Raw genomic sequence first — 15,668 nt, 5'->3', positions numbered from 1 at the left:
TATCTGAAAGCGCTTAACCACTAGTACATAGTATAACTACTGAAACATAATTTCAATAAAAAACGGGTATATACCACAATCCTTAATATAAAAACAATAAATAAAAATGATTTTTTAATAAATCGAAAGAGGAAAAGTAAATGTTTACTAGAATTTATTATCATATATATTCATTTAAAGACCATAAATACGTAGTTGGGGCCACTGAGAAGGGGTTGTCGTTTGTTGGTTCTCGTGATCAAGGTCTTGAAGAAATAAGACAATTTTATTCTGGAGCCAAGTTGGTGGATGCTGAACAAATGGTGAATAAATATGCGAACCAAATTGGAGAATACCTTGAAGGAGAAAGACAAGAATTCACATTAAAATTGGATGTTTCTGGAACAAAATTTCAAGAATCAGTCTGGGAACAGTTAAAGAAAATTCCATATGGAAAAACAAACAGTTATACAGAGATTGCACAGGCGATTGGCAATCCTAAAGCTGTTCGTGCTGTTGGATCTGCTATTGGTAAGAACCCAGTTTTGATTGTTGTTCCATGTCATCGGGTTATAACTAAAGATCAGCAGCTGGGTAATTATCGTGGTGGTCTAGCAATGAAGCGAGAACTGTTAACTTTAGAAGGAGCAATTGATCAATAATGGTTTACTTTTCACTAATCGTGGGGTAAACTTGCCCTTGAATTTAAGTGAGTAAATACTTACTCACTATACTTTTCTCCAGGGGTGACTATAGATGGTAATAACAGCTATTTCCATAAATGACGTATCTAAAAGCTTTGATAAGCAATTAGTTTTAAAAGATATCAATCTACAAATCTCGGAGGGTAAGATTATTGGTCTAATTGGTCCTTCAGGTGCTGGTAAATCAACTATTATCAAAATCATTTTAGGAATGGAAGTACCAGATTCCGGAACGACAATGATTTTTAATCAAAAGATGCCTAACCGGAAATTATTAGGTCAAATAGGTTATATGGCTCAGACAGATGCCTTATATGAACAGTTAACAGGACGTGAAAATCTTAAGTTTTATGCTGACATGAAAGGATTAAATAAACGGGATGCTATAGAACAGATAAAACATGTAGCCCGAGTAGTTGATTTAGTGGCCGACTTGGATAAACGTGTTAGTGGTTATTCAGGTGGAATGAAGCGTCGTTTGTCTTTAGCCATTGCTTTACTAGGGTTTAACCAAATTTTGATTTTAGATGAACCAACGGTAGGTGTTGATCCGGCCTTACGTAAACAAATTTGGTCTGAGTTGCAAAAATTAAGGAATGAAGGAAAGACGATTCTGGTAACAACACATGTTATGGATGAAGCTGAATTAACCGATGAGGTGGCTCTTTTGTTGGGCGGGAAGATTATCGCCGATGATACTCCTATCAAATTAAAACAAATTTATCAGGTAGAGTCGGTTGAAGAAGTCTTTTTAAAAGCGGAGGCACAACAAAGATGAGAACATTAATGATTGCTCAAAGGGTTATTAAAGAATTATTGCGAGATAAAAGAACGTTGGCACTGATGTTTCTAGCACCTGTTTTGATTCTTTTTTTAATGAAATTAGTTTTCTCTGTTAATTCACAGACGGATGTTAATGTGGCAACGGTTAATGTTAGCACTAGTTTGAACGAAAGTTTGAATAAAGATAGTCACGTGTCAATTATTAAATACAACCAAAATAAGCAAGCTCTAAGGGCCTTAGAGGATAAGAAAGTTGATGCTGCAATCAACTACCACGATAATAATTTTTATGTCAAATATAGCAATGTTGATGCCAGTAAAACTAATGCTACAAAATTAGCTTTAAACAACGCTTTATTACTCAACTCGACAAAACGAATGAAACAACAATTACAAAAACTGCAATCAACTCTAGGAATACCAGTGAATAAAGTCATGTCATCAAGTAAGCCGAAAATCTATAATAGTTATGTCTATGGAAACTCGAAGACAAATTTCTTTGATAAAATAGTACCTATCTTAATGGGATTTTTCGTCTTCTTCTTTGTATTCTTGATTTCAGGGATGGCTTTACTGAATGAACGAACATCTGGTACTTTGAGCCGATTGTTGGCAACGCCGGTTAAAAGGTCGGAAATTGTTTTTGGATATATGCTCAGCTATGGTGTAATTGCTATTCTACAAACATTAGTGATTGTCTTATTTACTGTGTGGGCTTTGAATGTTGAAGTTGTCGGAAGTATTTTTTACGTAATTTTAATTAACTTCGTTTTAGCATTAGTCGCATTAGCATTCGGTATTTTAATGTCGACGTTTGCTAAATCGGAATTTCAGATGATGCAATTTATTCCATTAGTAGTCATTCCACAAATATTTTTCTCAGGGATCATTCCATTAGATACGATGGCTAAAGGTGTCAGAGTGATTTCATATATTTTACCTTTGAAATATGCAGGTGATGCGTTAACTGGAATAGTTATGTCAGGGGATGGTTTTGAACAGATAGTAATACCTATAGTAGTGTTATTAGGATTCTTAATTATTTTGACAGTGTTAAATATCTTAGGTTTAAAGAAATATAGAAAGGTTTGATTAGATGGAGAAAGCATTTCAAGATTTAGACGATTGGTTAGCTGTAGAGAAGATGCCTAATGGTAAGAAACGTGTCCTACAGGCAGCTGTAACACTTTTTTCTCAACAAGGATATGATGGGACTTCAACGGCGCAAATTGCTGAGATGTCTAAAATGAGTCAAGCTACGATCTTTAAGTATTTCAAATCAAAAGAGGAATTACTGCTGTTTATAGTAAAACCACTGGTTGAACATATATTGCCGGGATATGGTAAGTCATTTGCTCAACAACTACAGAATAATGGGGATGATTTAGAAAGCTTAATCCACTTTATTGTTTTTAATCGTTATCAATTCTTAGTTCAGAATAAAGATGCGGCAATTATTTTGATTTCACAGCTTCTGATCAACGATGAAATTAAGAATATGCTCTTTAATGAAATTCAGACGATGAAGGATATATTTATCGATAATGTCTGGAAACCATTGGTTAAGACCGGTGAGTTGAGGGATGATCTTGATCTATTGCAGTTTTTGAGAACTGTTATTGGACAAATTCTCTTATATTTCCTACAGAGTCAGCGGATTTTACAAGTCAATGATCAGGAACAAATTGATTCAGATTTGATTAAAATTGAACGTACAATTATTTTAGCAATTAAAAAATAGTTCTATTTGCCAAGTGTGATATGCTTGTTTTAATTGATTTTAAACAGTCTGAGGAGTAGTTTACCTTGAATTTAGAAGCCATTTTAAAAGAAGAATTTGGATATGATACATTTAGAATCGGCCAAAAAGAATTAATTGAAAAAGTTTTATCCGGTGAAAAGGCAATGGGGATAATGCCTACCGGTGGTGGTAAATCAATCTGTTATCAGTTACCGGCCACTGTTTTACCCGGAGTGACATTGGTCGTTTCACCCTTGATTTCTTTGATGAAGGATCAAGTTGATAGTTTGAATGAAGTCGGTATTCCGGCTACTTTTTTGAATAGCACTGTTGAGTGGCATGATCGTGAAGAACGTATGCGCTATATCGAGACTGGTGCCGTCAAATTGCTATTTGTAGCACCTGAAAAGATTGTTAACGATGAATTTTATAGTTGGTTGTCACAATTGGATATATCATTGATTGCTATTGATGAAGCTCACGTCTTGTCTTCTTGGGGGCATGATTTCCGTAGTAGTTATTTAGAGATGATACCATCTTTGAAGAAATTACCAGGTAATCCAGCTTGGCTAGCATTGACGGCTACAGCCACACAGCAAGTTCAAGATGACTTGGCAGGCATCTTAGATATACCGGAGCAGAATGTTGTTAAAACCGGTTTTAAACGCTCTAATTTGACCTTAAAGATTGAACGAGGTGTTGATAAGCTTAAATTTGTCTCCAATTACGTTCAAAATCATGCAAAAGAATCAGGAATCATTTATGCTGGTCGACGAGAAGATGTTGACAATTTATATAATTATTTTCAAGGTAAAGGTATTCGTATTGGACGCTATCATGCTGGTTTGAGTGATGAGGAACGTCATCAGCAACAAGAAGACTTTCTCTATGATCGTACAGATGTTATCGTAGCAACAAATGCCTTTGGAATGGGAATCAATAAGACTAATGTACGTTATGTTTTGCATTATTCCATTCCCGGGACGATTGAAAGTTACTATCAGGAAGTTGGTCGTGCAGGACGTGATGGATTACCAGCTGAAGCAGTACTATTGTATGCACCGGCAGACCTGAATTTACATCGTTTCTTTATTGATAAGTCTTTGGGTGACGATGATTACAAATTGAGCCTAAAGAATAAGCTATTTAAAATGAGTCAATACGCTGAAACTGAGTCTTGTTTGATGAAATTCATCTTGGATTATTTTGGTGAAGAGAATACGGAACCGTGTGGTAAGTGTTCGAATTGTTTGGATAATCGTGAGATAGTGGATATCACTTCGGATGCACAGAAGGCTTTGAGCTGTGTTGTAAGGATGGATCAGAAGTATGGTAAGAAGATGATCACCAGAGTTTTGGTAGGAAAAGACGATGTAGCTAATGATTGGCGCCACTTTGAAAAATTGTCTACTTTTGGTATTTTTAAAGACAATACTTTGAAACAAACTAGCCGTCTATTGGATTTTTTAACAGCAAACGGCTTTTTAAAGAGTAGTGGAGGAAAGTATCCTATTCTATTACTGTCTGATAAAGGTTTGGATGTTTTGAAGGGAAAGATTTCGGTCGCTAGAAGAAAAGAAGAGAAGGTAGCTGCAGAATCGAAATCCATCGTTGCTGATGGCAGTTTTGATGAGGCTCTCTTTGAACAATTACGTAAATTGCGTTTGAATTTGGCTCGTGAACAGGGTGTAGCACCGTTTATGATCTTCTCTGATAAGACTTTAAAGAATATGTGTCAAAGTATGCCAACTAATAATGAAGAGTTCTTAGCTGTTAGTGGGGTAGGAAAAGTCAAATTAGAGCAGTACGGTGAAAAATTCATTTCAGAAATAGGGCAGTATCAAAAAGAATTGCAGGCCTAACAACTAAATAATAGAGTGGTTAAGCTAAATGTTTTACGAAAACACCAAAAATAATTCATCTCTTATAACCACTGGTATAATAGGATTTATTAAAAGTGGGAAAGCTTAAAGTGGTTACATGAATCCTCTAACAGGGTAGAAAAGCCATATTATGAGTCATATATGAGTCTGAAAATGATTTTTTGTGATGAGTTGTTGGCTAAAAATAGTGAACTTGATGTCTGAGAACGCCTCTCAAACATTAGGATTTTTTGAATTCACATTTTAAATTAAATGTTTTACGAAAACATAAATCAAAAAAACAAAAAAAAGAAGGTAACTAAGACGAAAAAAATTGCCATTATCTCAGATATACACGGAAATTTCACAGCATTTGAGAGGGTAGTTGAAGATGCAAAAAAAGAGGGTGCCGATGAATATTGGTTTTTGGGTGACCTATTAATGCCCGGCCCAGGAACAAATTCAATTCTTAAATTACTTGATTCATTAAATGCCCCTATTAAGTTAAGGGGAAATTGGGACGATTTTCTTTTTGAGGATATTTTACCCATCAGCAAAGCCTATATTGATGAACCCCAAACTACCTATATAGTGGAATTGTACAAGTACATTTATGATCACCTAGACCCTAAATACCTAAAAGAGATGCGTCAATGGCCTATTTATTGTCAGACTACTGTCAGTGGCTTTAATATTGTTTTGGCTCACAATTACCCTAAAAAGAATTTTGGTCATGAGTTGTTACCTTATGCTGAGCAAAAGAACTTTGACAAGCTTCTTTTTGGTAAACCCTTTGATATTGCTATTTATGGTCATACACATCATCAATTAATGCGAACTAGTAGCAAAGATCAATTAATTATTAATCCTGGCTCCATTGGACAACCTTATACAGCTTGGGATAAATTCAGTGCTGACAGACGCGCTCAGTACGCTATTTTAACTTTTGATAAGACAAGTTATCGTGGAATTGATTTCCGAAAAGTCTCTTATTCAATTGATGACGAGTTGGCATTTGCTAAAGCCAATGAATTACCATTCTACGAGTTATATGAACGTATTTTTACTGAAGGCAAAGCTTTTACTCATAATAATGATGCTTTAAATGAAATTATTACTAAATATGATTACAAACCCGACGTTTTGACATATTTAAAACATTTAGAAAATAATTAAACTTGATAATGGTTGTTGAGATCAAAGATGATATTAGAGCTTTGATCTTTTTGTGTTTTATATATTAAAATATTGCACTTGAGCTTGACATGTCCCCAAATAATGTAACTTCTTATAATACATATTATGTAACCTTAAATATTAAAATACATTTTAATCATTGAATTCTGATATATTTTGTCTACTCTTCTACAAAGAAAGTTAAATCTTGTCAACTCGATAAAAATTACGTTTAATACCGATATGATAGTATTCTTCTTGGAAATGAGGAAACCTCCTTGATGACAAGACCTAACTTTCGTAAATGCGATCCTTAGTATTGACAAGATTTAACTTTCGTATAAAAAAGGACACCTAATTATCCGAATTAAACTAAAAACAATCCGTAGATTTTACTTTGCGGATTGTTTTTAGTTTAAGCATATACCCCGATAATATTCAAAATATATGTTCCAGATCACATATTAATCAATGTTTGGGTTTTTATTACTACTACATAAATTATTTTGATCACAATAAACCAACAAAACATTGACCGTATCTTTAATTGTTATTGATGGGAAAAACCATATTCCATTGCTAAAAATGACTCTTTTTAGCAATGAAACTTCCGCAGTTTCAATAATATCCTTTTCCTCCATCAAAATTCGTATGAGTCTTAAGAATGCATCCAAATATACATGAAAAGAGTTTGTTTCTGACAAAATAATGTCATATTGAAACGAGCTCAAAGAAATGTGAAACTGCTTGTAAAGTGTATCGTAAGTATACTTACTATTACAAATGAACTCATTCAATACGTACCTATGAAAAGTCACTGAACGATCTTCTCGATTATGCATCGATACTGGAGACTGGTTAGCCAAATCTATGATAAATTGTAAATTATATATTCTTAGTCACATATTAATTAATATTTTCAATTAAATTGTTAGCTCTACAAAATTCATAGATTCCATCATCAGTGACATTTCCAATCACTTCATCAGCAACTGATTTTAACTCATTAGATGCGTTGCCCATTGCTAATCCCCAACCGACAGCTTCTAACATTTCAATATCATTATTGCCGTCTCCAAAAGCAATCGCTTCAGATTTATCAAGACCATAATAATTCAATATTTTGTTAATTCCTATTCCTTTGCCTCCGTTAGCAGGAATGATGTCTACAGCACGATTCCACCAGGCGGTGATCTTTGAATCAGTAGTTTCACTCATGACATCTTTATAGTCTTGCTTTCGAGATCCTGTCATTAATTGATATATTTTGTCGTTCTCAACAGTAGCATCAAAATCAGTCGATACAATTGGTTCTTGATTTGCAAAGGAAAAGTATTCAATTAGATCTTGATCTTTACCATTGGCAATACAAAGTAAAATATTTTGCTTTTTTAAAGCATTTATCGAGTTGCTATCATTCTAGTGAATCGTATAACCACCATCAACCGGAATACCTTGGCCCACAATATAGCTAGCATCATCACTGCAAAGGAATAACACAACATTAGCAACTTCTTCAGGATGAGCTAATCTACCAATTGGAACCTCTCTCATAAGATCATCCATTTCAGATTTTTCAGTCTTATCCATTCGTTTAACCATTGGTGTTTCAATAATTCCGGGACAAACGGCGTTAATTCTGATACCATCTTGGGCATATTCCAAAGCACTACTCTTTGTTAATCCTAGGACACCATGTTTTGCGGCATGATAAGCTGAACGACCAGCGATACCAACTAATCCACCCATTGATGAACAATTAACGATTGCACCTTTTGATTCTTGTTGACTCATTTGCTTCAATTCATATTTCATTGAAAGAAAAATTCCCTTCAAATCAATATTTAAAACATTGTTATATTCATCTAGTGACAAGTCTTCGGTCCTTGTGACTGGACTTTGAATACCGGCATTATTATATGCATAATCCAGCTTACCAAATTTCTTAACTGTGAAATCAACCATTGCTTTAACATCGGCCTCTTGAGAGACATCAGCTTCAAAAGAAACAGCATTATAGCCTTGTTGAACTAAATTATTAGCTTCTTTTTTGGGCTCATGCCTACCAACTAAAATCACGGTTGCGCCAGCCTTTGCAAACAAGGTTGCAGCGCTCAAACCAATTCCAGTTCTAGCTCCAATTACAATTACTACTTTTCCGTTAAAATTATTCATTTTATTTACCTTCTATTATTTATTTAAATTAAATTCTATTTTTGATGGTGAAGATTTTCTTTTAGCCTTGTTTTGTAGGATAAACCGTAAATTCATTGATGTTGACATCTTCTGGTTGATCGATTGCAAAGTTTACCACTCGAGCAATAGCATCTGGTGTAATACCGACTGATTGATAAAGCTTACTCATACCCTGCTTAGAATTCTTATCAGTGATGTGTTGCAACAATTCAGTATTGATAGCAGCTGGATAAACAGTTGCTGTTCTAATATTTGTGTGTTCTTGAGCACTTTCCATACGGATTACTTCCATTAAATTCTTGACAGCAAATTTAGTGGCACCGTAAACTCCTGATCCGATGAAGCTCTTCAAACCAGCAACGGATGATGTTGTAATAATTTGCCCGTGTTTTTGACTAGTGAAATCTGGCATAACTGCTGCCACACCATTCAAAACACCTTTCAAGTTGACATCAATCATGGCATTCCATTCATTTACCTTTAAAGCGCTAATTGGTGAAGTTGGCATGATACCAGCATTGTTATAAATCACATCAATAGATCCAAACTTTTCTTTAGCCAATGCTACCAATTTCTTTAGATCTTCAGGATCAGTCACATCAGTTACTCGATAAGCAGCCTTACCACCGTTATCGATAATATTTTGACTAATCTCTTGCAAACGTTCTTCACGTCTAGCTCCTAAAACAACGGCTGCCCCATTGCGTGCTAACAACTTAGCGGTTGCTTCTCCGATACCTGATGATGCTCCTGTAATTATGACTACCTTGTTCTCTACTGACATATTAATGTCCTCCAAATTTTTATTTAAAAACTTTTTGTTCACCCTACTATCTTTCTGAGTGAATGTTGCTTGATTACAAATACTATTATAGTCGGGTCCTAAGCAATTTGAAGAATCCAAAAATTGATATGGTATCAACCTACGGTTTATAGTGGTACCAAAAAAGCTGTCCGGACATCAGATTCTTAAACCTGTTCCAAACAGTTATCAGAGAATTTTTATAGATTGTGAATGCCAGGGTATTAAAATCTAGTTGTATTTAATAGTAGAAATTTTTGATCAATCAATTAAATATCGAAACACCATCAACCATAAGTTAATAGTTAGTCAACCTATTGACTCTTCTAATTAAGTTCAAATCACTTAGAATTATAAATGTAGAAAAAATTTAATTTAGAAGGTTATATATATGTCATTAAAAGATAAGTATTACCGAGTTTTCATACTGCTATTGGTTTTATTGCAAATGGTAGATATGATCTTCAAGTTCGATTTAACATTTTTGATTTTCCTAGTTTCAATTCCTATTTTTACCCTAGGAATCACTCGACTTAGTAATTCATTTAAGATTGCTACAATAATTTTTATAGTGGTGGGAATTGTTCTATTGTTCACTGGCACTTTTAGTATTCAGGCACTCTCAAAAGCAGTAACATCAATGATCGATATCGTCGTTCTTCTAGTCGTAATGCAGTTATTTATGCTACCTGTCACAGTAGGTAATTATCAAAGGGCTGTTGAACAATTTATGGAAAACAAACTTCATACACCTAGGTCTATTTACGTATTTGTAATGTTAATTACGCACTTGCTCTCAAGTATCCTTTCAATGGGAACTGTCTCAATCGTAATATCCGTTTTAGGCGATAGTATCAAAAAAAGAGTTACTGATTATGAGCATTTCTCTGGTACCGCTATAACAAGAGCATTTACCTTAGGTACTCTATGGGCTCCAGGAGCAGCTACTATCTTCTTGATCAGTACTGTGACCAAAGTCCAATGGAGTTCATTATTTCTTCCATGTATACTCCTAGGGGTCTTAGGTTTGATATTAGCTTATCTAATGGAATCCAAGAAGGATTATTTGCAGCCAAATAATAAAGTTGTAAAAACTAATTTGAACACGGAGAATAAGGGCCAATCACTTATCCCAGTTTTAATAGCTATCTTAGGATTGTTACTATTAAGTTTTGGTTTCATGCACTTTAAAATTGGTTCCTCAATGGATTCAGTGACATTGGCGGGAATCATCGTCGTAGCATTGTGGTTAGTGATCCTATTCTTATTTAAGAACAAAATAAACACTAAACCAGCTGAACCTGCAGTGAAAGAATATCTTAATCATGGTATTTTTAATGGAGCTTCACTGTCACCTTTCTTCATTGCCATCGGAACTTTTACATACGGCTTTGAACATTCACAATTGAGTGTATTATTGATCAAAACTTTAAGACCAATTTTTGCCCAACTCGAATGGTATCTAGTAATTCTGATTCCTCTAATTGTTGTTGTTTCTTCGCTTATTGGAATTCATCCTTTAGCATCAGTTGCATTAGTGGGAAAAATTGTAATGTCCGCTCATATCGCTATTTCGCCTCTGTTAATTGCCTTAAGCCTTAATATTGGTAGCGTGATTGCTTACATGGTTTCACCATTTGCAGGAATTATCATTATTGTAGCTTCACTATTGAATGTTAAGCCAACCATGATTTCATTACGTTGGAACTGGCTATTCTGTGTAATGTTTGCCATCATAGGACTCACTTTTTCAGTTCTATTTAGTTTGATTTAAATAAATTAAAGTAAAACACACGTCATTATTTTTTAAATGACGTGTGTTTTTATATGACCGTTTTTTTAAAACCATAAATATTAATCAACTATTTGTTTTCTTTTATATCAAACAACTCTGAATCACGACGATATTCATATTTTTCTGAGTTCTTTAATTTGTAGTTATAGTTGTGAATAAAGTTTCTGGAAAAGCAGCAAGCATATATAAGATTGAAAATATGCAGGATTGATTCTTCAGTAGTAAAGTTACCAATTTTACTGTAGAGCTTTTCTCGAGAAGAAATCGTCAAGGTACAATCGGTGTTATTACGTAAATAGTTGTTTTCCTCGCTAGTGATTGCAATCACGTTAACATTATTGTCCTGAAGTGTCTTTAGATATCTCATCGGTTCTCTAGTCTTATTGTTCCCCGAATAAGAGACCAGAATTGCGCAGTCGCCGTCTCTTAAAGCATTTGATAACATACCACTTTCGTCGGTACTGGCCACTGTTAAGATTATCCCAATGCTATCCAATTTACGCCTAAGAAGTTGTCCCATAAGATTGTTTGGACTTATACCAAATAGAACAATATTCTTCCTTGCATTAATGATCCAATCAACTGCCAAATTTAACATATCTACATCCAATATATCAGCCGTATTCCTGATACTTTCCATCTGGATTTCAGTTAGTTTTTCGATAACCGAGTCAGCTGACTCTCCTGCCAAGAAAGGAAGATTAGGATCAATATCAGAATAATGTTTATTAATATATGATATTTCCTGAAGAAAGACCTGAATCATTTCTTTCCAGCCGGTATAGTTCAAACTTTGAGCAAATCTAAACAACGTTGATTTTGACGTAAAAGTTTGATCGGCCACCTGTTGCATAGAATATTGCCCTATTTTTTCTTTTTCTTTTAGAAGGAAAGCCGCAATATATTTTTTTGCATTATTTTCGCTAACTGAAATCTCTTCCAATTCTTGAATTAAGGCCATTTGAGTTACCCTCTAATCTAATTTATTAGTTAAGTATACTTGCTGCGTTTGATTTTATAACATCATGATACCAATAAAATGAATCTTTCTTATATCTATTATACGAGCCTGTTCCATCATCGTTTAAATCTACATATATAAACCCATAACGTTTTGACATTTGGATTGTTGAATTCGAGAGTAAATCAATTGGTCCCCATGGAGTGTAACCCATCAAGTCAACGCCATCTTTGGTTATTGCATCATACATTGCAGAAATATGTGCTTTCAAATAGGTGATTCTGTAGTCATCGTGTACCTGATGATTGGAATCAATGACATCTCTTGCCCCCAAACCATTCTCGACAATCATAAGAGGCTTTCTATATCTATCATAAAGGTCAACAAGCGATATTCTAAGCCCTGTTGGATCAATTTGCCAACCCCACTCACTGGACTTCAAATATGGGTTTTTAACGCCAATTGTAGTATTCCCATTAGTTAATTCCAAATTTGATTCATCCGCAGCTACACATGAAGTTTGATAATAACTGAAGGAAACAAAGTCAACTGTATTTTGACTGAGAATCTTAAGATCATCTTGATTCATGTCAACGTTTATTTGTTCATTTTTAAATTTAGACAATAGATAAGCTGGATATCGACCGAATACTTGTATATCAGCAAAGGCATACACTTGACGCATTTTTTGCTGTGTTGCAAGGACATCAGCAGGTTTACTTGTAAATGGATAATAAGTCAACTTAGTGGTCATGCAACCAACCTTATCATCGGGATAGTTTTCATGAATAAACTTAGTTGCAAGGGCACTAGCTACCAATTGATTGTGCATTGCTTGATACAAAACGCTTTGGAACTCTTCTTTTTTAAAACGACTCTCTATTAATCCTCCCGTCATAAAGGGGTGTCTTAAAATGCTATCTATCTCATTAAACGTTAACCAATACTTCACGTCTTTACCAAAATGAGTAATGACAGCCTTCACGTAGTTAATGAAGAAGTCAATTGTCTTTCGATTATACCAGCCATTATATCTAGTACAAAGTGTTAATGGAATCTCATAATGAGATAAAGTAATAATCGGTTGGATATTATATTTAGCACATTCTTTAATAACTTTATTATAAAATTCCAATCCCTTTTCATTTGGAGCTGATTCATCACCATTAGGAAAGATTCGACTCCAAGCAATAGAAAAGCGATAAGTGTTAAATCCCATTTCTGCAAATAATTTTATATCTTCTTTATAATGATGATAAAAATCAATACCATGCCTTTTCGGATAATCAGTTGTACTATCGCTAACAATCGCATTTTTAATCATGTCATCGTCAGTATCTGTATTACCTTTTACATTGTTCAATTCATCGAGTGTTTTTGGATTTCTAAATAGTTGAACATCTGCTACAGAAAGTCCCTTTCCATCTTCATGCCAAGCACCTTCAATTTGATTTGCAGAAGTTGATCCACCCCACAAGAAATTTTCTGGAAAACAATTTACTTTATCAGTCATCATAATATTTATCTCCAATTCCTAAATCTTTTAAATTTAGTTTAACAGGATAATTTACCATCAAAGAATCATCATATTTCACTATTTAATATCAAAAGACGCTTTTTGCGAAACAGCGTTCCTATCTGTTTGAAAGCGGTTGCTTTTGGCTTAAATATGCTTTAATTTTAAAAGCGCAAGCCGGCGAATTAAAGATACATGAGGTGAAAAATTATGAGTTCAAAATACCGTTCACTAGCAAAGGAAATTGTTGATAATGTTGGTGGCATTAAAAATATTGATTCATTGCATCATTGTCAAACCAGATTAAGATTTAAATTGAAGAATAATGATTTAGCGAATCAGAAAAAGATTTCTGATAACAAAGATGTTTTAAAAGTAGTTATTAGTGGCGGACAATTCCAAGTTGTTATTGGAATGCAAGTTGCCGATGTTTATGATGAAGTTGTTGCGTACATGAATAATCAAGGTTTTGATCAAGAAGTTGATTCAAAACCAGATACGGGAACTCAGAAACCAAAAAACAAATTTGATCTTGTTGCTGATTTTATTTCGAGTATTTTTTCTCCAATTATTCCCGCATTAGCTGGTGCCGGAATGGTTAAAGCATTGTTGGCCGTTCTTGTAACGTTCAATGTTATCTCTCAAACAAGTCAAAGTTATGTGATTCTTAACATGATTGGCGACGGGACATTCGCTTTTTTGCCAATTCTATTAGCATTCACTACGGCTCAAAAATTAAAAACTAATCCATTCTTGGCCGTTGCTGTTGCTGCTATAATGGTTCACCCTACCTGGGCAACTCTTGTAGATGCAGGTAAGCCTATCAGTTTATTTAATATTATTCCCATGTACGCTGTTAAATATACTGGAACCGTTATCCCTGTTATTTTAGTGATATTATTACAGGCACCAATTGAACGATTTTTGAATAGAGTAATTCCACAAGCAATTAGAATTGTCTTTGCTCCAATGATCCTATTCATTATTATGGGAATATTAGCTCTATCAATTGTTGGGCCATTCGGTGATTTCATCGGGTCTGGTTTAACATTTGTCTTCACCTGGTTAAGTAAGAACGTTAGTTGGGCTCCTCCATTTATTCTTGGTGGGTTTTATTCGATTTTAGTAGTCTTCGGATTGCATCACAGTCTTGCTCCTATTGGGTTTATTCAATTATCACAAATGGGTTACGATTCAGTCTTCGGACCTGGTGTTCTTCTAGCTAATATTGGACAAGGAACCTCTGCATTGATGGTTGGTCTATTATCGAAAGATTCAAAAACAAAACAAATTGGTACCTCAACAGGTATCACCGCATTAATGGGTGTTTCTGAGCCCGCCCTTTATGGACTTAATTTCCCTAAGAAATATCCTCTTATTGCTGGTTCAATCGGTGGTGCCGTTGGTGGTATATTAGCTGGTATGACAGCTACAAGACGATTTGCAACCGGATCATCAGGACTACCAGCAGTTATGATGTACATCGGTGATAATACAATGAGTTATTTTTACCAAATCATTGCATCCATCGCTATTACGATGATTGTTACCGTCATTGCTACTTTGGTTTTATTTAAAAAATATGAAAAAACCTCTAATACGGTCAAAACGGAAGAACCATTACTTTCAAGAACAGGATCTGACCAAATATATGCTCCTGTTCAAGGGCATGTGATTGACTTATCATCGGTCAACGATGATGTTTTCTCTCAAAAATTACTCGGCGATGGATTGGCAATAGAACCGACTGATAATAATATCTATGCACCGTTCGATGGAAAGATAACAGCCCTATTTCCAACAAAACATGCTATTGGATTAACCTCAAATAATGGGACTGAAGTATTAATTCACATTGGTATCAACACGGTTGAATTAAATGGTAAATACTTTACACCTCATATTAAAATTAATGATGTTGTAAAAAAGGGACAATTATTAATGACGGCTGACTTTGATAAGATAAAACAAGCTAGTTATGATACCGTTATACCGATTATCTTGACAGATACAAAAGATCTTGTTTCTAAAGAATGCGACGATACAGTTACAAATGGCGATATTCTTCTCTCAATTTAACTCACATACTTGTATTTCTACAAATTAATATTACTAGTATATTTCAGAGCAAAAAACAATTCACAAAGTTTCCA

At 34.4% G+C, this 15,668-nt stretch carries 14 protein-coding genes; 8 read left to right on the top strand and 6 right to left on the bottom strand.

Annotation, left to right across the window (positions count from 1 at the left end; all coding sequences use genetic code 11):
* Positions 1-140: 140 nt before the first annotated feature.
* From FC97_RS08170 to FC97_RS08145, 6 genes are all read left to right on the top strand, one after another.
* Entirely contained in the window at positions 141-641 is a 501-nt protein-coding gene (locus FC97_RS08170; RefSeq protein WP_054642254.1) for a methylated-DNA--[protein]-cysteine S-methyltransferase, read from the top strand.
* Positions 642-735: 94 nt separating this feature from the next.
* The gene (locus tag FC97_RS08165) at positions 736-1,461 is read left to right on the top strand and encodes an ABC transporter ATP-binding protein (RefSeq protein WP_054642253.1); all 726 of its coding nucleotides are present in this window, start codon (positions 736-738) and stop codon (positions 1,459-1,461) included.
* The gene (locus FC97_RS08160; RefSeq protein ID WP_054642252.1) at positions 1,458-2,558 is read left to right on the top strand and encodes an ABC transporter permease; all 1,101 of its coding nucleotides are present in this window, start codon (positions 1,458-1,460) and stop codon (positions 2,556-2,558) included. The genes FC97_RS08165 and FC97_RS08160 overlap by 4 nt, the downstream gene beginning before the upstream one ends.
* Before the next feature lie 4 nt (positions 2,559-2,562).
* Entirely contained in the window at positions 2,563-3,207 is a 645-nt protein-coding gene (locus tag FC97_RS08155) for a TetR/AcrR family transcriptional regulator (RefSeq protein ID WP_054642251.1), read from the top strand.
* A gap of 65 nt (positions 3,208-3,272) precedes the next feature.
* Positions 3,273-5,069, top strand: a complete 1,797-nt coding sequence (recQ, locus tag FC97_RS08150) for a DNA helicase RecQ (protein ID WP_056968055.1) — start codon at positions 3,273-3,275, stop codon at positions 5,067-5,069.
* Positions 5,070-5,342: 273 nt separating this feature from the next.
* Positions 5,343-6,245 carry a metallophosphoesterase family protein gene (locus FC97_RS08145; protein ID WP_054642250.1) on the top strand — a complete coding sequence of 301 codons (903 nt, stop codon included), beginning with the start codon at positions 5,343-5,345 and terminating at the stop codon, positions 6,243-6,245.
* Positions 6,246-6,709: 464 nt separating this feature from the next.
* Here FC97_RS08145 and FC97_RS13615 read toward each other — a convergent pair whose 3' ends face one another.
* The 4 genes from FC97_RS13615 to FC97_RS08130 all read right to left on the bottom strand — a co-directional run bounded on the left by FC97_RS13615 (position 6,710) and on the right by FC97_RS08130 (position 9,225).
* The gene (locus FC97_RS13615; RefSeq protein WP_220096033.1) at positions 6,710-6,949 is read right to left on the bottom strand and encodes a hypothetical protein; all 240 of its coding nucleotides are present in this window, start codon (positions 6,947-6,949) and stop codon (positions 6,710-6,712) included.
* Positions 6,950-7,151: 202 nt separating this feature from the next.
* Positions 7,152-7,586 carry an HAD family hydrolase gene (locus FC97_RS08140; protein ID WP_275472410.1) on the bottom strand — a complete coding sequence of 145 codons (435 nt, stop codon included), beginning with the start codon at positions 7,584-7,586 and terminating at the stop codon, positions 7,152-7,154.
* 78 nt (positions 7,587-7,664) lie between these two features.
* Positions 7,665-8,420 carry an SDR family NAD(P)-dependent oxidoreductase gene (locus FC97_RS08135; RefSeq protein ID WP_054642248.1) on the bottom strand — a complete coding sequence of 252 codons (756 nt, stop codon included), beginning with the start codon at positions 8,418-8,420 and terminating at the stop codon, positions 7,665-7,667.
* A gap of 61 nt (positions 8,421-8,481) precedes the next feature.
* Entirely contained in the window at positions 8,482-9,225 is a 744-nt protein-coding gene (locus FC97_RS08130; protein ID WP_054642247.1) for an SDR family oxidoreductase, read from the bottom strand.
* A gap of 409 nt (positions 9,226-9,634) precedes the next feature.
* Between FC97_RS08130 and FC97_RS08125 the strand changes: the two genes are divergently transcribed.
* On the top strand, positions 9,635-11,017 hold the full coding sequence (locus FC97_RS08125; protein ID WP_054642246.1) for a hypothetical protein: 1,383 nt from the start codon (positions 9,635-9,637) through the stop codon (positions 11,015-11,017).
* An 88-nt stretch (positions 11,018-11,105) separates the two neighbouring features.
* Here the strand turns inward: FC97_RS08125 and FC97_RS08120 are convergent, their stop codons facing one another.
* Positions 11,106-11,999 carry a MurR/RpiR family transcriptional regulator gene (locus FC97_RS08120; RefSeq protein ID WP_054642245.1) on the bottom strand — a complete coding sequence of 298 codons (894 nt, stop codon included), beginning with the start codon at positions 11,997-11,999 and terminating at the stop codon, positions 11,106-11,108.
* 25 nt (positions 12,000-12,024) lie between these two features.
* Entirely contained in the window at positions 12,025-13,515 is a 1,491-nt protein-coding gene (locus FC97_RS08115) for a glycoside hydrolase family 1 protein (RefSeq protein ID WP_199800796.1), read from the bottom strand.
* Between the two features lie 210 nt (positions 13,516-13,725).
* Here FC97_RS08115 and FC97_RS08110 point away from each other — a divergent pair, with 210 nt between their 5' ends.
* Entirely contained in the window at positions 13,726-15,594 is a 1,869-nt protein-coding gene (locus FC97_RS08110) for a beta-glucoside-specific PTS transporter subunit IIABC (RefSeq protein ID WP_054642244.1), read from the top strand.
* Positions 15,595-15,668 lie beyond the last annotated feature (74 nt).

This window comes from Companilactobacillus kimchii DSM 13961 = JCM 10707 (assembly GCF_001435445.1).
GTDB lineage: Bacteria > Bacillota > Bacilli > Lactobacillales > Lactobacillaceae > Companilactobacillus > Companilactobacillus kimchii.
This window is presented reverse-complemented; position numbering and strand designations above follow the sequence as displayed.

Coding starts and splice junctions, on each gene's coding strand:
- FC97_RS08135 (WP_054642248.1), bottom strand. CDS start 8,420: ATGAATAATTTTAACGGAAAAGTAGTAATTGTAATTGGAGCTAGAACT.
- FC97_RS08125 (WP_054642246.1), top strand. CDS start 9,635: ATGTCATTAAAAGATAAGTATTACCGAGTTTTCATACTGCTATTGGTT.
- FC97_RS08120 (WP_054642245.1), bottom strand. CDS start 11,999: ATGGCCTTAATTCAAGAATTGGAAGAGATTTCAGTTAGCGAAAATAAT.
- FC97_RS08170 (WP_054642254.1), top strand. CDS start 141: ATGTTTACTAGAATTTATTATCATATATATTCATTTAAAGACCATAAA.
- FC97_RS08110 (WP_054642244.1), top strand. CDS start 13,726: ATGAGTTCAAAATACCGTTCACTAGCAAAGGAAATTGTTGATAATGTT.
- FC97_RS08160 (WP_054642252.1), top strand. CDS start 1,458: ATGAGAACATTAATGATTGCTCAAAGGGTTATTAAAGAATTATTGCGA.
- FC97_RS08165 (WP_054642253.1), top strand. CDS start 736: ATGGTAATAACAGCTATTTCCATAAATGACGTATCTAAAAGCTTTGAT.
- FC97_RS08115 (WP_199800796.1), bottom strand. CDS start 13,515: ATGATGACTGATAAAGTAAATTGTTTTCCAGAAAATTTCTTGTGGGGT.
- FC97_RS08155 (WP_054642251.1), top strand. CDS start 2,563: ATGGAGAAAGCATTTCAAGATTTAGACGATTGGTTAGCTGTAGAGAAG.
- FC97_RS08130 (WP_054642247.1), bottom strand. CDS start 9,225: ATGTCAGTAGAGAACAAGGTAGTCATAATTACAGGAGCATCATCAGGT.
- FC97_RS08145 (WP_054642250.1), top strand. CDS start 5,343: ATGTTTTACGAAAACATAAATCAAAAAAACAAAAAAAAGAAGGTAACT.